Source organism: Curtanaerobium respiraculi (assembly GCF_024609215.1).
GTDB classification, from domain to species: domain Bacteria; phylum Actinomycetota; class Coriobacteriia; order Coriobacteriales; family Eggerthellaceae; genus Curtanaerobium; species Curtanaerobium respiraculi.
This window is the reverse complement of record NZ_JANIPD030000040.1, coordinates 1-23,055: the sequence shown is the minus strand read 5'-3', so window position 1 is coordinate 23,055 and position 23,055 is coordinate 1. Positions and strand designations below refer to the sequence as shown.

18 protein-coding genes and 1 pseudogene are annotated in these 23,055 nt (G+C 63.8%); 9 read left to right on the top strand and 10 right to left on the bottom strand.

Going from position 1 to position 23,055, the window contains the following annotated elements; genetic code table 11:
• Positions 1-100 precede the first annotated feature (100 nt).
• From NOV21_RS08985 to narI, 5 genes are all read left to right on the top strand, one after another.
• On the top strand, positions 101-1,426 hold the full coding sequence (locus tag NOV21_RS08985) for an MFS transporter (RefSeq protein WP_283170710.1): 1,326 nt from the start codon (positions 101-103) through the stop codon (positions 1,424-1,426).
• Positions 1,427-1,489: 63 nt separating this feature from the next.
• Complete coding sequence (locus NOV21_RS08980; protein WP_283170709.1) at positions 1,490-5,185, top strand: nitrate reductase subunit alpha; 3,696 nt, start codon at positions 1,490-1,492, stop codon at positions 5,183-5,185.
• A complete protein-coding gene (gene narH, locus NOV21_RS08975) occupies positions 5,175-6,611 on the top strand; it encodes a nitrate reductase subunit beta (protein WP_283170708.1) in 1,437 nt (478 codons plus the stop codon). The genes NOV21_RS08980 and narH overlap by 11 nt, the downstream gene beginning before the upstream one ends.
• Positions 6,608-7,147 carry a nitrate reductase molybdenum cofactor assembly chaperone gene (narJ, locus tag NOV21_RS08970; protein WP_283170707.1) on the top strand — a complete coding sequence of 180 codons (540 nt, stop codon included), beginning with the start codon at positions 6,608-6,610 and terminating at the stop codon, positions 7,145-7,147. Before narH ends, narJ begins: the two co-directional genes overlap by 4 nt.
• Entirely contained in the window at positions 7,147-7,926 is a 780-nt protein-coding gene (gene narI, locus NOV21_RS08965) for a respiratory nitrate reductase subunit gamma (protein WP_283170706.1), read from the top strand. Before narJ ends, narI begins: the two co-directional genes overlap by 1 nt.
• Before the next feature lie 742 nt (positions 7,927-8,668).
• On the opposite strand, the gene NOV21_RS08960 is transcribed toward narI, so the two are convergent.
• Positions 8,669-9,421, bottom strand: coding sequence for a hypothetical protein (locus NOV21_RS08960; RefSeq protein WP_283170705.1), 753 nt, complete (start codon positions 9,419-9,421; stop codon positions 8,669-8,671).
• A gap of 1,117 nt (positions 9,422-10,538) precedes the next feature.
• Here NOV21_RS08960 and NOV21_RS08955 point away from each other — a divergent pair.
• The 3 genes from NOV21_RS08955 to NOV21_RS08945 are packed head-to-tail and all read left to right on the top strand — an operon-like array spanning position 10,539 to position 11,860.
• Positions 10,539-10,739 carry a DUF1858 domain-containing protein gene (locus NOV21_RS08955; protein WP_283170704.1) on the top strand — a complete coding sequence of 67 codons (201 nt, stop codon included), beginning with the start codon at positions 10,539-10,541 and terminating at the stop codon, positions 10,737-10,739.
• 1 nt (position 10,740) lies between these two features.
• Positions 10,741-11,313: a hypothetical protein gene (locus NOV21_RS08950; RefSeq protein WP_283170703.1), complete on the top strand. Its 573-nt coding sequence runs from the start codon at positions 10,741-10,743 to the stop codon at positions 11,311-11,313.
• A 1-nt stretch (position 11,314) separates the two neighbouring features.
• Complete coding sequence (locus NOV21_RS08945) at positions 11,315-11,860, top strand: hemerythrin domain-containing protein (protein WP_283170702.1); 546 nt, start codon at positions 11,315-11,317, stop codon at positions 11,858-11,860.
• 613 nt (positions 11,861-12,473) lie between these two features.
• Here the strand turns inward: NOV21_RS08945 and NOV21_RS08940 are convergent.
• The 9 genes and pseudogenes from NOV21_RS08940 to NOV21_RS08905 all read right to left on the bottom strand — a co-directional run bounded on the left by NOV21_RS08940 (position 12,474) and on the right by NOV21_RS08905 (position 22,068).
• Positions 12,474-12,947 carry a hypothetical protein gene (locus NOV21_RS08940; RefSeq protein WP_283170701.1) on the bottom strand — a complete coding sequence of 158 codons (474 nt, stop codon included), beginning with the start codon at positions 12,945-12,947 and terminating at the stop codon, positions 12,474-12,476.
• Between the two features lie 88 nt (positions 12,948-13,035).
• Entirely contained in the window at positions 13,036-13,911 is an 876-nt protein-coding gene (locus NOV21_RS08935; protein ID WP_283170700.1) for a hypothetical protein, read from the bottom strand.
• A gap of 309 nt (positions 13,912-14,220) precedes the next feature.
• Positions 14,221-14,286, bottom strand: a pseudogene (locus tag NOV21_RS11385) (zinc-ribbon domain-containing protein); the annotation flags it as partial.
• Between the two features lie 106 nt (positions 14,287-14,392).
• The gene (locus NOV21_RS08930) at positions 14,393-14,605 is read right to left on the bottom strand and encodes a hypothetical protein (protein ID WP_283170699.1); all 213 of its coding nucleotides are present in this window, start codon (positions 14,603-14,605) and stop codon (positions 14,393-14,395) included.
• Positions 14,602-16,131: a Y-family DNA polymerase gene (locus NOV21_RS08925; protein WP_283170698.1), complete on the bottom strand. Its 1,530-nt coding sequence runs from the start codon at positions 16,129-16,131 to the stop codon at positions 14,602-14,604. Before NOV21_RS08925 ends, NOV21_RS08930 begins: the two co-directional genes overlap by 4 nt.
• Complete coding sequence (locus tag NOV21_RS08920; RefSeq protein ID WP_283170697.1) at positions 16,121-18,673, bottom strand: DEAD/DEAH box helicase; 2,553 nt, start codon at positions 18,671-18,673, stop codon at positions 16,121-16,123. Before NOV21_RS08920 ends, NOV21_RS08925 begins: the two co-directional genes overlap by 11 nt.
• 9 nt (positions 18,674-18,682) lie before the next feature.
• Positions 18,683-19,999: an ATP-binding protein gene (locus NOV21_RS08915; RefSeq protein WP_283170696.1), complete on the bottom strand. Its 1,317-nt coding sequence runs from the start codon at positions 19,997-19,999 to the stop codon at positions 18,683-18,685.
• Positions 19,996-21,513, bottom strand: coding sequence for a TerB N-terminal domain-containing protein (locus NOV21_RS08910; protein WP_283170695.1), 1,518 nt, complete (start codon positions 21,511-21,513; stop codon positions 19,996-19,998). Before NOV21_RS08910 ends, NOV21_RS08915 begins: the two co-directional genes overlap by 4 nt.
• Positions 21,514-21,537: 24 nt before the next feature.
• Positions 21,538-22,068 carry a DUF1836 domain-containing protein gene (locus tag NOV21_RS08905; RefSeq protein ID WP_283170694.1) on the bottom strand — a complete coding sequence of 177 codons (531 nt, stop codon included), beginning with the start codon at positions 22,066-22,068 and terminating at the stop codon, positions 21,538-21,540.
• A gap of 148 nt (positions 22,069-22,216) precedes the next feature.
• Between NOV21_RS08905 and trhA the strand changes: the two genes are divergently transcribed.
• Positions 22,217-22,921, top strand: coding sequence for a PAQR family membrane homeostasis protein TrhA (trhA, locus tag NOV21_RS08900; protein WP_283170693.1), 705 nt, complete (start codon positions 22,217-22,219; stop codon positions 22,919-22,921).
• Positions 22,922-23,055 lie beyond the last annotated feature (134 nt).

Here is a 23,055-nt window from a genome sequence, read left to right as displayed (position 1 = left end):
CGCCCGTTGCCATCGCAACGTACTTCGCCACCCATCAGGTGAGATGATGTCCCCGGCTTTGGCGCAGGATGTCCCCGCGCTGCGGAGAAGGAGGAAGCGCATGGCGCAATCGCAAGTTGAACCTATCGCGGAGCTCGGACCGAACCCCACACGCAAGGACATCATCGCCCATTGGGACCCCGAGAACCCCGTGTTCTGGGAGAAGTACGGCAAGGGCGCGGCAAACCGCAATCTCGTCGTCTCCATCATCGCGCTGCTCATGTCGTTCTGCGTGAACACGCTCGCCGCGCTCGTCAGCGCGCAACTGGGCAACGCCGGATTCGATTTCAGCGCAAGCGACCTGTTCCTGCTCACCGCGCTCCCCGGCCTGATCGGCGCCACCGGGCGTCTGGTGTTCACCTACCTGCCGGCCATTTTCGGCGGACGCAACTTCACCTTCGTCTCCACCGCATTCATGCTGATCCCCCTCGTCGGCATCGGCATGGCGGTGCAGGATGCCTCCACCAGCTTCGGCATGTTCTGCTTCTGGTTCGCCCTGCTGGGGCTTTCGCTTTCCAACTTCGCGGCGAGCATGGCCAATATCGGCTTCTTCTTCCCCATCGCCAAGAAGGGCACCGCGAACGGCCTGAATGCCGGCATCGGCAACCTGGGCGTGGCGGTCACTTACTTCGTCACCCCTATCGTCATAGGCATGAACATGGGCATCGGCGGCGCGGCGACCACCCCTGTGGGAACGCAGCTGTTCCTGCAGAACGCCTGCTTCGTCTGGATCGTCCCCATCGTCGTCTCGCTGGTGCTCGTATGGTTCTTCATGGACAACCTCCCCATGGAGAAGCAGAGCCCCGCGCAGATGCTCGCCATCTTCAAGAACAAGCACACCTGGTTCATGACCATCATCTACACGTGCGGATTCGGATCGTTCATTGGCTACTCCATGGCGCTCGCGCTGATCATCAAGGCGGTCTTCCCTGAGGTAGACGCCTCCATGATGATGTTTTTGGGCCCCCTCATCGGCGCCGGGATCCGTCCCGTGGGCGGCTGGCTGTCCGACAAGATCGACTCGGGCGCGAAGGTCACCTTCGTGAGCCTGGCCATCATGCTCATCTGCACCATCCTGGTCATCATCGAGATCCAAGCACACAACTTCGCGCTGTTCTTCATCGCCTTCCTGGTGCTGTTCCTGACCACCGGCATGATCAACGGCGCCACATTCCGCATGGTGCCCAACATCTTCCACGACAGGCAGCAGGCCAGCCAGGTGACGGGCTTCACGGCGGGCATCGCCGCGTACGGCGCCTTCATCATCCCCATACTGTTCCGCAGCGACTATTTCACCGCGCTGGTGGTCCTCGCCTGCTTCACCGTTGTGACGCTGGCCCTCACCTGGGTCGTGTACACGCGCAAGAACGCGGAAGTGAAGTGCTGACACGGGAAATCGATGCCGGGGCGAAACGCTCCGGCATCTTAGTTTGAAAGAAGGAGGGCGAGAATGGGAAGGTTAGACGAGTTTTCCCACATCCGCCGCGCCGACGACATCCCCGCAGACATTGCGCCGGGCGTCTCGGCTTCCGGGTACCAGGAGGTGCGCAACGGGGGACGCGATTGGGAGGACATGTATCGCGACCGCTGGGCGCACGACAAGGTCGTGCGAAGCACCCATGGCGTGAACTGCACCGGATCGTGCAGCTGGGACATCTACGTGAAGAACGGAATCGTCACGTGGGAGAACCAGGCGACCGACTATCCCGAGACCGAGGAGGGCATCCCCAATCACGAGCCGCGCGGTTGCCCGCGCGGGGCGAGCTTCAGCTGGTACCTGTACGGACCGCTGCGCATCAAGTATCCCTACCTGCGCGCGGAATTGGCCGAGCTGTGGCGCGAGGCGCGCAAAACGCACGCAACCGCCTACGAGGCGTGGGCCAGCATCGCGAGCGACCCGTCGAAGATGGCACGCTACAAGAAGGTGCGCGGGCTGGGCGGCATGGTGCGCTCTACCTGGGAAGAGGCGAGCGAGATCGTGGCTGCCTCGTACCTGTACACGGCCTACACCTTCGGCCCCGACCGCAACGCGGGCTTCTCGGTCATCCCCGCCATGAGCATGCTCTCGTACGCGGCGGGCGCGCGCTTCATCCAGCTGATGGGCGGCGCGCAGCTTTCGTTCTACGACTGGTACGCCGACCTTCCGCCCGCGAGCCCGCAGGTATGGGGCGATCAGACCGACGTCCCCGAAAGCTCCGACTGGTACAACGCGGGCTACCTGATGCTCTGGGGCTCCAATGTGCCGCAGACGCGCACGCCGGATGCGCACTATCTTTCCGAGGTGCGCTACAAGGGCACTAAGGTGGTGGCGGTCTCCCCCGATTACGCCGAGTTCTGCGAGTTCGCCGACACGTGGCTGGCGCCGGCAACCGGCTCCGACAGCGCGCTCGCCATGGCAATGGGCCACGTCATCTTAAACGAGTACTATTGGAAGAAGCCCGAGCCGTTCTTCCTGGGCTACGCCAAGCAGTTCACCGACATGCCGTTCGTCATCTTCATGGACGAGCGCGACGGCTATTGGGAGCCGGGGCGATTCGTGAACGCCGCCGATATGGGCGCGAGGGCGAAGAACCCCGAATTCAACTTCTACGTGCTCGACGCGGCAAGCGGCGAGCTCACGATTCCCAACGGCACCATGGGCGACCGTTGGGGCAACCAGCGGAAGTGGAACCTGAAGCTGGAGAACAGCCTGACGGGCGAGGCGATCGATCCGGTCCTCTCGTTCGTGGACACGCGCGATGACGTGGTGAGGGCGGCGTTCCCCTATTTCGGCGATGACCGCGAGGGCGTGTTCTACCGCAACGTGCCCGTGCGTCACGTGACGCTGGCGGACGGAAGCGTGCGGCCGGTGGCGACCGTGCACGACGTGCTGCTTTCCCAATACGGGATCGATCGCGGCATGGGCGACGGCGCCCGCGGCTACGATGATGCGGAATGCCTGTTCACTCCCGCATGGCAGCAGCGTATCACCGGCTGCGACGCCGCGACCGTCATCCGCACGGCGCGCGAGTTCGCAGACAACTCCATCGCCACGCAGGGGCGCAGCATGATCATCATGGGCGCGGGCATCAACCACTGGTACCATGCCGACGACATTTACCGCACCGTGCTGAACATATTGCTGTTCACGGCGACCGAAGGGCGCAACGGGGGAGGCTGGGCGCATTACGTCGGCCAGGAGAAGCTGCGGCCCGCCGAGGGTTGGGCGGCGATGATGACGGCCAGCGACTGGCAGGCTCCCCCGCGGCTGATGAACGGCACCAGCTTCTGGTACTTCGCCACCGACCAATGGCGCAGCGACGAGATCGACGTCAAGGATCTGGCGAGCCCCTTGCGCGAGCCGCGCTACCGCTTCAGCGGCGACTACAACGTGCTGGCGGCTCGTTTGGGCTGGCTGCCCGCCTACCCCACGTTCGACAAGCCGGGGGCCGCGATCGTGGCCGACGCGAAGGCCGCCGGCGCCGCAGATGACGAGGGAATCAAGGGCTACTTGGTCGATCAGCTGAAATCGAAGCGGATCGGCTTTGCCTACGCCGATCCCGACGCGCCCGAGAACTGGCCGCGCAACCTGGTGGCATGGCGCGCCAATCTGCTCGGCTCCTCCGCCAAGGGCAGCGAGTATTTCTTCAAGTACCTGCTGGGCGCTCAGAACAACATCGTGGAGGACGAGCACCGCGCAGTCGAGCCGGAGGAGATCAAGGTGCGCCCAGAGGTGTTGGAGGGCAAGCTCGACCTGATGGTGAGCCTGGACTTCCGTATGACCACCACCCCGCTGTATTCCGATATCGTGCTGCCCACCGCGACCTGGTACGAGAAGGTGGACATCAGCTCCACCGACATGCACCCGTTCATCCATCCCTTCAGCGAAGCCGTGAAACCTGGCTGGGAAAGCCGCAGCGACTGGGACATCTTCCGGACGCTCGCCGCCGCGGTATCGGATGTGGCGCGCGAAGCGGGCCTCCAGCCGCTCGATGACATCGTCGCCACCCCGCTGATGCACGACGCCCCGGCAGAGCTGGCGCAGGCCGAAGGCAAGGTGCGGGACTGGGCGCGCGGCGAATGCGAGCCCATCCCCGGCAAGACCATGCCCAACCTTGCGCATGTGGTGCGCGACTACACCACCACGTACGACAAGTACATCGCGCTCGGCCCCAACGTCAGCAAGACGATGGCCCAGAGGGGTTTCAGTTGGAGCACCGAGCAGGCATATAGGGAAGTCGCCGACCGCAACGGCGTAATCAAGGATAAAGGGCTGATCAGCTGCGGCCTTCCTTCCGTGAAGGAAGCCGAGCATGCCGTGGACGCCGTGCTGCACATGTCGACCACGTCGAACGGCAAGCTTGCCGTGGCGGCGTTCGAAGGACTTGAGAAGATCAGCGGCTTGGACAACCTGGCCGACCTGGCGCGCGGCAAGGAAGACATCGCCGTCACCTACCGTCAAACGCAGGTGCAGCCCGCCGAGGTCATCACCACGCCGGCGTTCACCGGGTCGAACACCGGCCGGCGGTTCACCCCCTTCACCATGAACGTGGAGGAGAAGCTGCCCTTCCGCACCGTCACCGGGCGCCAGTCGTACTATCTGGATCACGACATGATGCAGGAGCTGGGCGAGGCGCTCGCCACGTACAAGCCCATCCTCACCTACAAACCCCTGAAGATGGCGCATCAGGCGGACGGGCCGGAGATCACGCTGAAGTACCTGACGCCCCACAACAAGTGGAGCACGCACAGCATGTACTTCGACAGCCAGCAGCTTCTGCAACTGTACCGCGGCGGGCAGACCGTGCTCATGAACGAGGACGATTGCGCTGCCATCGGCGTCGCCGACAACGACTGGATCGAGGTGTTCAACCGCAACGGCGCCGTCGCCACACGCGTCGCCTCCACCAGCCGCCTGCCGCGGGGCACCCTGTACATGTACCACGCGCAGGATAAGCATATCTACGTGCCCGGCGTGAACGTGCTGGAAGGCACGCGGGGAACCGGCCACAACGGCCCCACCCATATCCACGTGAAGCCCACGCACATGATCGGAGGCTACGGCCAGCTGAGCTACGGCTTCAACTACTACGGGACCACGGGCAACCAGCGCGACCTGCTGGTGGTCGTGCGCAAGCTGAAGGAGGTCGATTGGCTTGAAGATTAAAGCCCAGATCTCGATGGTGATGAACCTGGACAAATGCCTGGGATGCCACACCTGCTCCATCACCTGCAAAAACGCCTGGACCAACCGGACGGGCACCGAATACATGTACTTCAACAACGTGGAGACGCGCCCGGGGCGCGGTTATCCGCGCGATTGGGAGGATCAGGACCGCTGGCTGGGCGGCTGGGAGCTCGTGGACGGCAAGCTGCGCCTTCGCAGCGGCGGCAAGCTGGCACGCTTCCTGAAGCTGTTCTACAACCCCGAGCAACCCGGCGTGCACGACTATTTCGAGCCGTACACCTACGACTACGACGAGCTTGTCGAGTCCCCGCGGCGCAAGCACAGCCCCGTCGCACGGCCCCGCAGCCTGGTGACCGGCAACCGCATGGACATCACCTGGGGCCCCAACTGGGATGACGATTTGGCGGGTACCGAGCACGCGCGGCAGGATGCGAACCTGCAGAAGGCGAGCGAGGTGGGTACGCAGATCAAGCTCGATCTCGAGGACCTGTTCATGAAGTACCTGCCGCGCACGTGCAACCATTGTCTGAACCCCGCCTGCGTGGCGGCATGCCCCAGCGGCGCGCTGTACAAGCGCGACGAGGACGGCGTGGTGCTCATCAGCCAGGACCAGTGCCGCGGATGGCGCGCGTGCGTGCCCAGCTGCCCGTATAAGAAGATCTTCTACAACTACGAGACGAACAAGTCGGAGAAGTGCACCTTCTGCTACCCGCGCCTGGAAAGCGGGCTGCCCACCATCTGCTCCGACACGTGCGTGGGGCGCCTCCGCTACAACGGCGTGCTGCTCTACGACGAGGACAAGGTGAAGGCGGCCGCCTCCACCGAGGACCCGGCGCAGATCTGGTGCGCGATCAAGGACGTGCTGGCCGACCCGTTCGACCCTGCCGTCATCGCGAGCGCCAAGGAGGGCGGCGTGTCCGATTCGTGGATCCTCGCGGCGCAGGATTCGCCCGTGCACAAGCTGATCTGCGAATGGAATCTGGCCCTGCCCCTGCACGCGGAATACCGCACGTTGCCGATGGTGTGGTACATCCCGCCGCTGAGCCCCATCCTGTCGCGCGTGGCCGCGACCACCGATTTGGCTGATGCGGACGAGATGCGCATTCCCGTGGCATATCTGGCAGAGCTGTTCTCCGCCGGCGACCCGCAGCCCGTGCGCAGCATCATCAACAAGATGACGGCGATGCGCCAGCATATGCGCGCGAAGGGCTTGGGGCTCCCCCTGCCCGAGACCGCCTTTGATGCCGAGGAACTGGAGGAGATGTACCAGCTGCTGGCCATCGCTGACCGTGCGGATCGCTTCAACGTCCCCGAAGCGGCGACGCCCGTACGCGCGGAACGTCTTGCCGCCCAGCGCGAATGCGGATTCTCGAACGCCTCGAAGCAAGGGAGGTTCGACGTATGAGCACCCCGACTGAAAAACAGCGTGCGCTCGCGCTCATCGCGTTCCTGCTGGACTATCCCGACCGCGCATGGCGTGACGCACGTGCGGAAGCGGAGTCGGCGATCGACGGGCTTTCCGACAAGGCGGCAGCGCGGACGATGCGCGCGTTCCTCGCGCATGCGGATAAGGTGGGTGCCACGCGGTTCGAGCAGAGTTACGTGGACGAATTCGATTTCGGGAAGACCACAGGGCTCTATCTGACCGCGCGCGGCTACAACGACGACAACCAGAAGCGCATGGGGCTGCTGGCGTATTCCGCCTATTTCGCCGAATCGGGCTTCGAGCCGCAAGGCGAGACCCCCGACTTCCTGCCGGGATTGCTGGAGCTCGCCGCGGCGACCGATTCCGCCCAAGCGGACAGGATCCTGCGCGGTTCCCGCGACGACATGAAGCTCCTGCGCGATGAATTGGCCGAGTGCGGGCTGGGCGAATATGCCGACCTCGTCGGCCTGGCGCTTTCGATGGCCGGCAAGCCCGATAAGGAGGCGGCTGCATAATGAGCGGTTTCGAAAACTTCCTCTGGGGCATCGCCCCGTACATCTCGTTCACGATATTGATCGTGGGCACCATCATCCGCCGCGTGTTCTTCGCCCGGACGTGGACGGCGAAATCGAGCGAGTTCCTGGACAAGGGCGGCGAGCGCCTGTTCACCCCCCTCTTCCACCTGGCGATCCTGTTCATATTGTTCGGCCATATCGGCGGCGTGCTGGTGCCCAAGACACTGGTCGACGACATGATGGCGACGTTCATGGGATTCGACGAGCCCACGGCGGAGCATATGTACCATCTGATGGCCTTCGGCATGGGCGGCCTGTTCGGCATCGTGTGCGGCATCGCCGTGATCATGCTGCTAAAGCGCCGGTTCGGCCCCGGAAACGATTATATGAAGGCGAACACGTCAACCATGGACAAGGTGATGTACGTGTTCTTGGCGCTGACGATCGCGTTCGGGCTCATCGCCACGTTCACCAACGCCGGCGGCGATTTCAACTATCGCGAGAGCCTGTCGCCGTGGTTCCGCAGCGTGCTGGCGCTGCAGCCGCAGACCCAGCTGATGGCGAGCGTGCCCATCTTCTTCAAGCTCCACATGTGCTGCTGGATGTGCCTGTTCGCCGTGCTGCCGTTCACGCGCCTGGTGCACATGTTCAGCGGCGTGACCGCGCCGTTCCGCTACGCGAAGCGCAAGGACATCCTGTACCGCCGACGCGACATCCCGCAACCCGTGCGCGATGACCAGCGTGCCCTCGAGTTCCCCAAGGGAGTCACGCGCAGCTGATACGCAGTGTCAAGGGCGTGATTTCCCACCGCCGGAGCACCCATAAGCATCCTGCGAGCCCCGCTCTTGCCCCTTAAGCAAGGGCGGGGTCGTGCCATGCGGCCCCCTATCGGGAGCACGCGTCGGACGGCATCGCAGGGGGCGGAATCGGCTCCGGGGGGGGCGGTTCGCCCGTCGCGCCGCCGGGCCACCCCATCGAGGGCGCGACCGAAGGCGCCGAATCACCGCCGGCGCCCATATGCCCCGCGCCCCTTCGCGGCGAGCCGGTACGCCGTCGACCTCCCGGCGCCGACCGTCGTTATCTCGCCAACGCCGACCATCGAGGCGAGGCGGCGGACCGTGCGGTAATTCGCGCCGGTCAGCCGAACGGCCTCGGCGGTCGTGGTCGTCCCCGCCTCCGAAAGCCTCCGCAGGACGGCGCTGCGGATGCCGTCGCCGTCGGACCTTCCATCGGCGTCGGCCCCCTCGAAAACCCGCGCACCCTCAATCCCACTCGCCCCTTCTACCCTGGCAGTCCTTCTGCTCTTCCACGCATTGCTCCTATCCTGTTTGACAAGAGGCGTTGAGCAAATGCGGACAGTCTAGGACGTCGAGTGGCTTTCTCGTCCGTGTCTCCGATTGTCCTCTGCTCCGACTCTCGTTCAACGGAGCAAACCGAGCATGCCCGCACCGTTGAACTGCATCCGCTATTCTGCGCACAGAGCATGCAAACGGTGGGTGCGCCAATCGAGCTCGCACAACGTTATCGGAAACGGGTATCGAACGGAGCGGCCCAAGGAAACAGATCGTTGTACAGCATGATCCGCCGACCCCTGTACTTCCCCATTCGCTCCCAATGTCTTTTCGTCCCGATTTCCCGTGCAATCTTTCGAGCAATCACTTCCATATCGAAAGGATCCATCACCTGAACGCGAGTGATCGAATCGCATTGATAACCATCGTATTCCAGCGCATGGACTCGCCGGGAATCACGCTCGATGGATGTTTGGCCTTCGTGGTCGATCTTTCCCAGATACTCCAGATCGTACTTGACCCCTTCCCAACTCAAATCAAGACGGCATGTCTTTCTTCCTGCCAGGTTTCGCGCGGTTGGCGAAAGAAGCACTTCTCGGTTGAAAGAATGCCGTGGCAAACCGAAACCCCCATACCGCATCGGGAGATGGAGAATCATCCCCACCGCCGTTTCCATAGGGGACGCCGCGTTTTCAACCACCCAGGGTAACGCATGCATCGCCCGAGCGCGTCCGTGCGCATCCGGGTAGCGAGCTAAAAACGTTTGCGTATTTGCCACGGAAGTCAACGGGCGCGCTTCTATGAAACCGCGCGGCGTCCCACGCTGCATCGCGTAGCTTCCGCATATTTCATGCCCGTAACGGATAAGCCGATAAAAGCTCAATTTCGATGCCATCTGCAAGAAGCAGAACTCCGGTGAGGCAACGAAGAGTCCGTTTCCCAGCGAGCGCAAAGCACCTCTGGGGATATCCGTCGTGCACATGTGCGTCACGTGCTTGGATGAACTTCGCAACAGAGCGCCGTCTCCAACAAGAACATGCACTTTCGATGATCGAGCCAGTTCCCAGGCATCGGGAAAGGCTCGGATGTCCCGCAAGTTCGAACAGGCGTTTTCCAAACCACAATAGCTTTTCCGCGGTATTCGCGCATCATGAGAGGAGGAAGCGGACGGATACGAATACCGCCAATACCTCACGGCAGATGAATGTGAGAGAACAACAACCATGCAGATGAGGCTATCAGCGAAATGTCGCGCTCGATACTCCCTTTTCACACCCCGACGATACTCTCGGAGTCACTTGCGCTCCACGCGCCAGACGGATTCGTGCGCAGCGCACGCGAAGGGGCCTGCGAAGATCCGTGAGCCACATGGGCCAACTTCAGGGGTTTCCAACTTTTCCATGAGCTGGATTGCCGAAATATGCCCCTCGAGAGCCAACTTTGAGGGTTTCTAACCTTTCCATAAGCTGAAATTCTCTTCGTCGATAAATCCGGCTTCAATCCGCTATCCATCTCCCCAGTTCAGAAAGGTGTATATGTCAATATCGGCACCAGGCGACTTTTCTCTCAGATAGGGAAAAAGCTGGAAACCCCCGAAGTTGGCCCCGAAAGTGTCGGAATCCGCCGTTCAGCTTCCCTAAAGGCTAGAAACCCTCAAAGTTGGCCCCCAATGCCGAAGATTCGGAATCGGATTCTTCGCAACTCGATGCAACGAGACCCCAGCGAGCGTGCGGTTGCGTACGTCGCCGGAATCGGATTCTTCGCGGTTCGCCGCAACAAGACCTCATAACTCGGTCCACAGGGTCGTTCCGTAAATGCGCTTCCACACTCGCAAGGAATTAATTTGGGCACACGCCCACCGAGCAGGGTACTACCCCCCCGTCGAAGGAGGCATGTACGGCCACATCGCGACGCACACCTCGATCGCGCGCATCAACACCACCCGCGAAGAAAAGCCTATTCCGATTCGTTTTCCAAGCCACCTCGGTACTGAGGGGAGAGGTTAGCGGAATTCCATGTATTTGTTGGAATGACAACAGAAGTGTCATTGGGTCACCCGTAAAGTGCAGGATGAAACGAAACGAACGAAGGAGTTCATCATGGCAGATCAGAAATTCAACTCGAATATGCTGGTGGGAGACATCATCCGCATGGACCCCAGCGCCGTTATCAAGCTTGAGCAGCTCGGCATGGGCTGCGTGGGATGCCCGGCATCCCAGAGCGAATCCCTTGCGGACGCCTGCATGGTTCACGGCATGGATGCCGCCGATGTGCTGGCGCAGCTGAACGGGAGCAACTAGCATGAGCGCGTTCCTGGGACCCATCCACTACCGCATGTTCCGCAAGGCGCTCGCCGTCGACAGCTTGGCGCGCGACATCGCAGCCTATGCCGATGGCGAAAGCTGGACGGACGGCCTGGCAGCGGCCCTGGACGCGGAGCATCCGCGCCTGCAGGGCGAGATTGCCGACCATATCGACCTGTCGTCCATCCACGCGAGCCTGAACGCGCTCGTGGGCAACAGCGAATCCGCGCTCGCCGCCGCCACCGCCCCGCTGAGCGGGCACATGGCCGATCTTGCCGCGCACGTGCGCGAGGTTGGCGCATCCGCTGGCAAGCAGGCGGAGTTCGGCACGCTGCAGCAGGCATGGAACGCACTTGACGAATCATGGCTCGACGGCATGCCCTGCGATGGCTTCGTGAAGTTCGGCGATAACGACGACTCGACTGTGAGCTGGAGCGTCAACCTGGACGCACATAAAGCACTCGGATACGCCCAAATCCGCGCCGCCTGGCTCGAAGGCTTCTGCCAGGGTGCCGGCCTTGACTTCTCGTCCCCCGAGGCGGGCTCGTATCGCATCAGCAAGGCGGCGTGACATGGCGGCCGTCGATCTTTCCCAATTCACCGATCTGCCCGACACATCCGCCATGGGCATCGTCGATGCGATGGTGGCAGAGCACGAGCGAATCCTCCAGGAGGCGGACAGGCTTGAGCAGATGAGCCTTGCTTTCATGGTCGAAGGTTCATTCGATGCGGAAGAATACCGGCAGGTCATCCGCTTCGTTCGAGAGTACTCCGATGCCGCGCACCACTGCAAGGAAGAGGACGTGCTGTACGATTACATGCTGAAGCACCTGGGCAGGGTGGCGGAAAACCTGATCCAGCACGGCATGCTGGTGGAGCACGACCTGGGGCGCAACGCGGTGCGCAATCTCGACGCCGCAGTCAGCGCATTCGAGCAGAACCCCGAAGCGGATTCGAAGCTCGAGATCATCTCGTGGGGCATGGAGTACGTGCATCTGATCCGCCGCCATGTGGAGAAGGAGAACACGGTCGTGTACCCCTTCGCGCGGCGCGCCCTCGGAGACGATGTTCTCGACGAGCTGACGCTCCAGGCGCGCGAATACGTTCCGCAGGTGTAAACGGTCGAGAAGCTCCCCGTATCGAATCGGCGGCAGGGCCATCCGTCCCGCCGCCGATTCTTTCCCCGCATCCCTCCTGTCCGCCTCGACGCCTCACGCGATACCGCTGCCTTTGATCGGGAGAACGTGTCCGATTCGCTGCGCAGCCTACCGCGGACCAATCGGAAAGGCGAGCCGGACGCCGGCAGACGGGCGCATCGAGGACGGCGCATCCCCATTACAGTCGAATTCGGCCATCAGAGCGAGCGAAGCGATGCTCGGCCGCAGCGCGGCGCCCGCCTGTTGGCCTAGGATGATGACAGCCCTTTCCAGGGTTGCCGGCCGGCCGCTCCGGATGGCCTGAGTCCCCTGCAGCCGAGGGCCCGGGGGGTGTTGCCACCCCCCGACACTCTCGACAGAAGAGGCGGGACAGGCAGCTGCGAACGCCAACGCCCGCGCAAAAGCGGGCATTTTACCTCGCGCGGACTGCAGGGGCAGGCGGTGAATCCCCAGAAGCTGCAAATCGGCTCGGACGGCAGCGGCGCGCGAGCCGCCATCCCCGCTTGCAAGAGGGGTCCCGCTTGCCGGAGGGGCGAACGCTCACCCTGGATCGCATGCGAAAGACGGGAAGGGACTACATCCGGACCGCTTCCTTGACGAAGTAGGCGATCGTGCCGATGACGCCGATGACGAGCACGACCAATACAGCCGGCAGGCTCCGAGCCCTTTGCATCAATACGATTGCCACGTTGTAGAACGCGAAGGTCGCCATCTCGGCTTGAAGGACATGCAGCATAGAGGCGATCACCTGGAAGGTCGGCGTTCGACTCCGTTCGGTCGCGCTCGCCGGCACATTCCGATGGGTGCTGGAAAGCCGGCGGATGACCGACTCGGATCCGAGCATGCACGCTCCTATGATCGCCGGCATGGAGAAGAGGAAAAGCGGGGAGCCATACCGTTCGGGGATCCCATTGCCATCGAAGAGCACGGGAACCTGGCCGGGCGAGAGAAGCGCGCCGAGCACCGCCAACAGCACCGACGAGCCGAGGATCGCCCAAGATGCTCTGCCGATGAAGCGGCTGGGAGGCGCGACAGACGAATCGTTCACCCCGTATCACATGTCCCTTCCCTAACGGAAAAGCCGGATGGCGCGACCGCCATCGCGCCATCCGGGCAAATTCGCCTTAAGATGCGAATCAGCTGTGCGACGTTGCCAAATCCGCCACGCGGAACGAGTTCAATATATCCTTCGCGATCGCATAACTGGCCGCATCGTCCGCTTTCTTTGGATAGGTCACGTAGACCTCTTGGATCGAGCCCGTGCCTACGGCGATTAGGTACACGACGGTCTCGTCATCCTCGCTCGCTTTGATCACGAGATATCCGTCATGGCTTTCGACCTGTGCATCGGCATACTCCGACTTGTAACCGTCCTCAACGTCTTGGAGGGTCAGGCCGAATGTGTTGTCTATCGCCATGGCGATGATCCACATGTCGGCCGCGAGATCGGCGAACATCGCGCTATCCTCGTCGTCGGTGATGAATTCGAAGCCGGTGGGGACGGTGAGGCTCCATCCGTATTTATTATTGGCATACACGGTGGGCGCGGTGAGCTTGCCGCTCGGCATCGCGGTTCCATTCGACGCCGACGTCCCGGGCTGCGCCGAGGACGAGGTGGATGCGGAATTCGACGAGAAGCTGGGCTCGGAACTCGACCTCGGGATCGTTATGGAAGAGGATGACGATGTCGAAAGAACCTCGGGGTTCTCCTCGATGTACTTGAACAGGGCAACACCCGTCACAATCGAGAAGATCAGGATGATGGCGGAGATGATGATGCCGATGATGCCGCACACCTTGCCCGCCTTGCTTTTGCCGTCGGGCGCGATCTTCCCCGCCGAACTCGCCAGAACGAGTGCGACGATACCGAGGATGATGCCGAAGATGACGGACGGGCTGAAGACGATGGCGAGAATGCCGCAGACGAGCGCACCGACCGCCTTGCCGCTGCTGACGGCTTGCGGCGGGGTTGCGGGGCCGGATGCGGAGGCGCTCGCCGCCGTTTGCGGCATGGGCGGAACCGGAGGGGGTGGCACCGTCTGCGAGGAGGTCGGCTGCGGGGCCGCATCCCCCATCGGGCTCGCCGGAGCTGGAGGAGGCGGTGTCTGGGCAGGGGCGGTCTTGGCCTCCGTCTGCGATTGCTCGGTTGCCGCCGCGTTCGGGGGCGGGGGCGGAACGGGAGCGGCCTGCGCCGGAGCGGAAGCCGCGGGGGGCCGGGGAGCGGGAGGTTCGGGGCTATCCGCCACGGAAGCGGTCCCTACAGCCGGGGGGACCGAGGCGGGTTGCGCAGTCTGCCCTTGCCCCGCCACACCCGCGAGGGGGGCGCCGCAGTTCTCACAGAATTTCGCCTGCTCCTTATTTTCGGATCCGCAGTTCGGGCATAGCATAGTGTGTCCTTTCACGCCGTTTCACCGTTTGCGCATATTCTACCGCTTAATGGGCCTTAAGACGATATAAAGACGCATCTCCGGTCGGATGACCCGACCGCGAAGCCTATTCCCACTTCCGCGCGTTCTCGCGAGCAGCTTGGTCGATCGATTCGGCGTACCCTGCCAGCGCAGCGAAGGGGGCGAATTGAGCGGCCCTGTTCTCACGCGACATGCGCGGATGCTTGCGTGACGTGGGATGCGGCATATCGATGATGTCCCCGTAGCGCTCAAGCGCGGCCGCTTTGTCGAACGGGGTCTGAGGCTTCGGCGCGGTCATGCCCGATGGCCCCCGATCTGGCTGTTCCGCTGCACGGTGGTGGCCCCTTCTTTCAAATCCATCCCCTTCAGCACCGCATTCTTGCCGAAGCGGCTGCGCAGATCCACGATCGCCTGCTGCATGCGCTTCTCGCGTGCCCGCGCGGCGGCCTCGTCAGCGCGGGCGGCATCCAGCGCCTCCGCGTCATCGAACAGGCTCATCTGCTCCCCCACCGACGCCTCGAGCCGCAGGGCGGCGTCCTCGGGCAGCACGTTGCACGCGGCGACGTTGATGCGGCGGACAAGCAGGCGCGCGTCCACCTTCGCATCGAACACGGAAAGGACCGCCTGGATAATGGCCCGGGACGACGAGGTGAACCCGCCCAGATGCACCATTCCGTGGGCGTGTTTCGGGACGGAACGGCCATAGTGATCGACCGACACCTCGCCCCCATAGCCCGCCGCGCGGTCCGCGTCCTTCAGGTTGCCGATGTCGTACCCGACCGAAAGCACCACCTGGTCGCACACGAGTCCCTTCCCCACCAGGTCGAATGAAAGCGCATCGGCCATCTCGCGCACCACCAGGCGCGCCTCGTCGCACTCGTAGGCGCGCTGCAGCACCTGCCCTTGGCCCATGCTCTTCGCCTGGGGCATGTAGGCCTTCACATCCGCGATGGTGGCAGGCTCCCACCCCCAAGCGTGATCGATGAGAAGCTCGGCGTTCACCCCGAAGAGCCGGTAGAGCGTTTCCTCGTTGGGCCGCACATCGGGATCCGCCACGCTCGCGCGCGCGATGTCCCCCATCGTGCGCATCCCGTTCTCCGCCAGCTTCCGCGTGTAGCCTCGGCCCACCCGCCAGAAATCGGTGAGGGGTTCGTGCGTCCACAGTAGGCGCCGATACCCCATCTCGTCCAAGAACGCCATGCGCACGCCCATGGCATCCGGCTGCGCGTGCTTGGCCACGATGTCCATCGCCACCTTGGCCAGGTACATGTTCTCGCCGATGCCGGCAGTGGCCGTGATGCCCGTCTCGTCAAGCACCTCGCGCACCAGCATCATCGTGAAGGACCGCGCATTCAGCCCACTGGCGTGCAGATACCCCGTGATGTCGATGAACACCTCGTCGACGGAGTACACGTGCACGTCCTCCGGGGCGACGTGCCGCAGGTAGATCTCGTAGATCTGCGTGCTCCGCTCGATATAGAGCGCCATGCGCGGCGTGGCTGCGATGTAGTCCAGGGCGAGGGAGGGGTTCGCATGCAGTTCCCGCTCGTCGCACGATTTCCCGCGGAGCCGACCGCCGGGCGCATGCCTCCTCCGCTGAGCGTTGATGGCGGCCGCCTGCTGGACGACCTCGAATAGGCGCGGCCGCCCCGGGACGCCCTGCGCCTTCAGCGAGGGGGAGACGGCGAGACAGATGGTCTTGTCCGTGCGGCTTTTGTCCGCGACCACGAGGTTGGTGGTCAACGGGTCGAGCCCCCGCTCCACGCATTCGACCGACGCGTAGAACGATTTGAGATCGATGGCCGCGTAGATCCTATTCCCCATGCGCAAGCCCCCTGGGGGAAGGCGGGATGGGAGCGGAAGCGTCCGTCCACTGGCGCACCCGCTCGAGCATGCCCTCCGCATCCAGCACGCCGAGCGCGAATCCCTTGCGGATGAGCTCTGCGGGCACGAAACCGTCGTACTTCTCGAAATACGGAACCTCCCCGGGATACAGAAGGTCCCGAGGATCGACCCCTGCGGCGGCACGTGCGCCCAGCACCTGCCAGAATCGTCCGGCCGAGGCATCCATGCGGAATTGGAGGAAATACGGGCGCGACGAATCGAGGCCTCGCAGTCCCAAGTCGGAGGCGCATATGCGTTTCAGGAACCGCTCGAGGGCCAAAAACGCGTAGCTGCCCAGCCAGGGGAACAGGCCCCAGGTGTCGCCGCCCAGGTTGATGAGCGGGTTTCGCACGAGCCCGGCCATGAGGGCCGTGGAACGGGCCTGCCGCAGGCGCGCCTGGGCGTTGCGCATGAGGTACGGGTACGGCGCATCCTCCGCCAGCACCCGCGCCATGCGCTCCAGTATGCGCGTGTGGATATCTCCCGCGCATTCACCGAAGTAGGCCGGAACCTGCCCCTTCACCTGCGTGCAATACACCACCCTGCGGTCGTGGTCGATCTCCCCCACCAGCCAGGTATGCCCCGCGATGGCGATCTTCTCGCCCAGGGGAGGCGGTTGCACGATGGTGCCGAGCTCCTGGGAATCCGATCGCACGGTGTATTCTTCGCTTTCCACGAACACGCCGTAGAAGCGGAAACTGTTCACCACGCGCTCGCCCGCCAGCCCGACGATCAACCCGCCCTCGTCGGTCGTCTGGATATGGTCGATCTCCAGCAGATGCCGGAGCAGGATGCGGTAATCGCCGGCGGACACGTTGCGGAACGGCGACAGCGTGAGCACGCGTCCGGCAAGCTCCGCGGGCGTCATCTCGCCGCCGCTGGCAAGCGTCGCCATGGTCTGGTGGTACAGCAGGCTGAAGGGCAACGCATGCGGCCGCGGAGGCTCCACCCATCGCTCCTCGAGATACAGCTGGACCAGCGCGATGCCCTGCAGCAGCTTCCAGGGGATGGTCTCGCCCAGCAGCGCGCGCGGCTCGGGGCGGTCCTCCCGCATCACGAACCACATCTCGCTCGGCTGGCCGCGCCGGCCCGTGCGCCCCATGCGCTGCAAAAAAGCCGACACGGTGAAGGGCGCGTCGATCTGGAACGCGCGCTCCAGCCGCCCGATGTCGATGCCCAGCTCGAGCGTGGCGGTGGTCACCGTGGTCAGGGACGATTCCCCGTCCCGCATGATATCCTCCGCCGTCTCGCGATAGCTGCTGGACAGGTTGCCATGATGGATGAGGAACCGGTCGGGCTCGTGCACGGCCTCGCAGTACGAGCGCAGCGTGGTGGTGACCGCCTCGGCCTCCTCGCGCGAGTTGGAGAACACCAGGCACTTGCGGCCCCGCGTGTGCTCGAAGATGCAGCCCATGCCCGGATCCGCCGCCGCGGGCGCCGTGTCCGTCGGCGCTTCGGCGACCACCTGCGAGCAAGCCTCGCCCAAACCCGTTTCAGCGGGCGAACCGGAAGCCCCGTCGCCGATGTGCCCTTCGCCGAATTCATTTCTTGGATGCACGCCCCCGAAGGACTCGGGGATCTCCGGGCCGCCCGCCGTGGCAAACGCGGCGGATGCCCCTCCGGCAGGGGAATGGCCCGCAGATCCTGAGAAACGCTCCCGCGCTATCCCCGACGCACCCGGCGTGCGCCCCTTAGGCAACCGGGTGCCGTCGGCCTCCTCGGGAAGCGTCATGTCCGCGGAAACCGCCATATCGATGACATCGTCGTCGGGGGCCTGGCGGTCGCTCGTGTAGAAATGCTCCATGGAAAGCCGCCAGCGCTGGTTGCCCTCCTGGATGCGCGGGACGACGGTCCCGCGCCCGCTGCCCCGCGCGAGGAAGTCTCCGGCGAGCTTCAAATTCCCCACCGTGGCGGAAAGCCCCACGCGGCGTGGCTGCACGCCGGCCGTGCGCGCCAGACGTTCCACCAGGCACATCGTCTGCCCGCCGCGATCGCCCCGCATGAGGGAGTGGATCTCGTCGATGACGACGAAGCGGACGTCGCCGAACAGGCGCGGGATGGCGCTATGCTTATGGAGAAGCAGCGACTCCAGCGATTCGGGCGTGATCTGCAGTATGCCGCCGGGCTTTTTCAGCAGCTTCGCCTTGCGCGAGCTGGAGACGTCGCCGTGCCAGCGCCATACGGGGATGCCCGAATCCTCGCACAGGACGTTCAGGCGCCCGAACTGGTCATTGATGAGCGCTTTGAGCGGTGCGATGTACACGATGCCGACCGATGCGCTGGGCCGCTCCTCCAGCAGCGTGAGCATGGGGAAGAACGCCGCCTCCGTCTTGCCCGAGGCGGTGCTTGCCGCCAGCAGCACGTTCTCCCCCGTGTTGAAGATCGCATCGGCGGCCGCCATCTGGACGGCGCGGAGCGAATCCCAGCCGTTGCGGTATATGAAATCCTGGATGAAGGGCGCATAGCGCGCAAACGCATCCACGACGCGCCCCTACAGCGTGAATTCCGCGAAGTCGGCCGCCGTGCGCGGGGCCGCTTCGCCGCGGGGGGCATCGAGCTTATCCGCGCCCTCCATGACCGATTCCAACGTGGCTTCGGGATTCTGGTGCAGTATGTCCAGCAGCTCGATGAAATCGCGCGCGACCTCGCGCGGGGTGATATGCGTGGAAGCGCCCACGCACTCGAACTCCCCCGCGACGAGGCGCGCCAGCTGCTCGTCGGACAGCTGCGGCTCGTAGCCGAACAGCCCGGCGTGGATGTCCTGCAGCTTGCCGGCCAGCACCAGCAGCTCCTCGTAGGTGAGCGGCGCCAGCTGTATGACGGGCGCGAGCATGTCCTTGTAGCGCTCCCCCGCGAACCGCCCCTCGGAAAGCCGGCTGCGCAGCGCCTCGTAGCTGTACACGCCCCGGCGCCGGTCTTCCACCGCCTGCGGCGTGCCGCCCATGACGATGCCCAGGTACCGCGCCTTCCCCTGCATCGTGTCGTTGTACATGGCGAGGATCTTCTCGTAGTTGTACTGGCGGCTGATGGCGTTGGGGATCTTGTATACGTTCACCAGCTCGTCGATGAGCACGAGCATGCCGGCGTACCCCGCCTGCTTCAAGAACACCGCGAACAGCTTCAGGTACTCGTACCAGTCGTCGTCGGCGACGATGATGTTGACGCCCAGATCGCGTCGGGCCTCCGTCTTGGTGGCGTACTCGCCGCGGAACCATTTCACCACGCGCGCCCTCGCGGCATCGTCCCCCGCGGCCGTCGCGCGGTAATACACCACCAGCAGCTGGGAGAAGTCGAACCCGTGCACCATCTCGGAAAGGGAATCCACCACGGAGCGGATGCGCGCTTCCACCGCTCGGGCGAACGCGGGCGTGCCGGAGTCGACGCCCTCCGCCGCCACCGCATTCTGCACCCCGGCGATCCACCGATCGAGGATCAGCGTGAGGGCGCCGCCTTCCGGGCGCGTCTTGGTGCTCATGTTGCGCACGAGCTCCTTGTAGGTGGCAAGCCCTTGGCCGGCGGTGCCGTGCAGTCTGCGATCGGGGGAAAGGTCCGCATCCACCACCACGAAATCGCGGTCCATGGCGTACGAGCGGATGGTTTGCAGAAGGAAGCTCTTCCCGCTGCCGTATTTGCCCACGATGAACCGGAACGCGGCGCCCCCGTCGGCGATGATATCCACATCGCGCAGCAGCGCGTCGAGCTCCGCCTTGCGCCCCACGGCGATGTACGGCAGGCCGATGCGCGGGACCACACCGCCTTTCAACGAGCTCACGATGGCATTGGCAATGCGCCGGGGCACCTTCTTCACGCCAGCATCCCTTCCACGTCATCCCGATAGTCGTCGATGAGCGCGGGAGGATCGGCCGCGGCATCGATGACGATATCGTCGAATTCGTCGAAGAGCCTCGCGTTCACGGATTCCGCCAGAATCGACGCCATGGCGTGGTGCTCCCGCTCGAAATCGCGCACGGACCCGCCTGCGAGCAACACCTTCAAAAACGCCGCCTCGTCGACGGAAAGACCGTGCCGTCGCTGTTGATCCGCCTGCTTTTCGACGAACATCTGTTCTTCCTTTTCCGGCATTATAGCACAGATGTTCGGGTTGGTTTCGTCATCCTCCGGCTCGTCGACGATCAGCCTGTCGGATATCTCGTCGGCATCTGCGCGGATGGAGCCCAGCTTGCCCATGTCGATACGGACCACCCGCGCCTCGGCATCGCGGCGGCGCTCGAATGCCGCGCGCGCCTCTTCGTCGACGATCTTCAACAGGAACTTGGCCTTCAGCGGAGCGTCGAGCGTCCGCGGGTCTCCCCCGATAAGGCGCATGCGGGCGTCGATCGTCTTCAGCAGATCGCCCACCTGCCTGCGCGTCTTCTTCGCGTCGGCGTACCGCACGCGCGACCATGCGCCCCCACGGCAATACACCGTATCGAGCGGTCCGATCCGATAGGAGTACTCCGTCCGCCGCAGGGGATCGCAGAACACCGCGCGGGCGAACGGCTGGTACGCAACGGCTTTGCGCGCGCCCAGCAGCCGCTCGGCATACCCCCGGGACAGCTTTTCGTAATGGGTCGCAAGCCGGCGATAGCAGCGCGCCGCCACCGATTGGAAATCCTCCGCATGGGCGCCGTAGAACGCCGACGAGGCCACCCGATATCCCGAAAGCACCTCGAGGGCCGCGAACAGCTCGGCATCGCCGCACCCGTCCGCGTGCAGGAGCACCTCCCGCGCGCCGTCCAGCACGCGTTCGGGCAGCACGCGCAGCATATCCGCGGGCAGGCCGTAATACACCGCGTAATCATCCGCCCATTCGCCCACGAACCGCATGATGCTCGGATCAACCGCAGCATACGCTTCCCCGAAGGCGCGCAGATCCTCCCATCCGGCGCGCTCATCCTGGTCGCGCACGCGGTTGATCAGCTCGTACAGGTACACATAGGCGTACGACGTGCTCGTTTTGCGCACATCGCCCCGGCGCACCCGCCCCCGCCATGTCAGGTAGGTGCGCAGCTGATCGTTGTCCATATCGTCGAAGGTGGGGAAATAGCATTGGAAGTCGGCGAAGCCGGAGAACTCGTCGTCGCAATCCGCCAGCACGCGCGCCTCCGCGACGAAGCGCTGCGCGATGGAGAGGCGCCGCGTCCCCTCCTCCTTCGCCAGCGCGCGCATGGCCCGGATCGGCTCGGGTGTGAATGATCTCAGCTGGTTGGCCGTCATGATGATGGGGGCATCGCGGTAGACGGCGCCCGAAAACGCCGCCTTCTCGCTCGCGCGGGCCGCGATGCGGTCCCGCAGCTCCCGCACTTCATCCCGCCGATCCATACCCGACCCCGCCGCGATGCGCCGTTAGCCCTGCTCGGATTCGAGTTCCCCCAAAGCGAGGCGAACGTATTTTTCCAGGTGGATCTGGTGCGCGGTCGTGCTGACCAGGCGGACGAGCATCTCCTTCAACACCGGAGCCTCCCGATGGGAATCGTCGGCCTCGCCCCCGCCCAGGCATATCCGCTGGATAGCCTGCTCGAATTCGGCGCAGAAGCAATCGTATGCCGCAGCGGGCTCGTACACCTCGCGTTGGATGAGCAGCATGCGCTTGATGTCGTCGAGCGGCAGGGCGGTTTTAGCCACCGCGATGAAGATCAGGCTGGCGATCTGCTCGCGGTAGTAGAGTTTCCGCACGGGCCGGGCGATGATGCCCTGCTTCACGTAGTTGCTGATCATCGACGAGGTGAGGTGGATGCTCCCCAGGGGCTCCAGATACCCGTTCACCAAGCGGGCCGTCTGCTCCAGCATCAGGCCCACGTCGGGCACATCCCTGAAACGCGGCAGGTGGAACGCATCCAGATCGCTTCGGATCGCACGTTCGACGTCGTTGTCCATAGGCACCCCCCGTTCGTTGCCACGCCATTCTACGAAAAGCGCGAAGACAGGTCAATAACAGGATTCGTGGATATACTAAGCGGTTTTTAAAAACCTTATGATATGGTTTTCGAATTGATATACTGAACGCGACAGAAAGGAGAATCCCATGGATGACGCCATCACCCGCAAACCTGATCCCGTGGAATGCGCCCCAACGCTTTGCCGCATCACGCTCCCCAGCTATTCCCTCGGCCAGGAACGCTTCAACACGATCTCCCACGCAGTCGGAGTGGCATTGGGCGTCTTCGCCTTGGGATGGATGATCGCCGCCGCCCAGCCCGACCCCGCGCCCAACGTCATCGCCGGCATCGCCGTCTACGGCGCCGCGCTCATCGTGCTCTACGCCATCAGCGCCCTATACCACGGCCTTCCCGAGGGAAACGCGAAGCGCGTGTTCCGCGTGCTCGACCACTGCTCCATCTACCTGCTGATCGCAGGGTGCTACACCCCCGTGCTGCTGATCGCGTTCTGGGGTTATCCGTTCGCCGTGCCGCTGCTGGCGGCGGAATGGGGCATCGCGGCGGCGGGGATCCTGGCCAACGCCGTCAACATGGCCGCCAAACCGGTGAAGATCGGCAGCATCGTCAGCTACCTTGCCATGGGGTGGGCCATCGCCTTCATCCCCTGGCATGACCTGATCACCGTGGGGGCGGCATGGCTCCCTTGGGTCGCTGCGGGCGGACTCGCCTACACGGTGGGGATCGTCTTCTACATAGGGGGGAAGAAGCGCAGCATCATGCACGGGATCTGGCACATGTTCGTGCTCGCCGGCAGCGTGCTGCAGATGGTCGGCTTCCTGCAGATGCTCTAGGGAAGCACTGATCAACCTATAAGTTGTTTTCTATTGTACGACGCATTTTCGGATGGCCGGACGGTCAGCTCCGATTAGCCCGGCCGAAGGCGATTCGCGCGTTTACGGGCATGCTGGCGCCGCCCCTGCTAGAA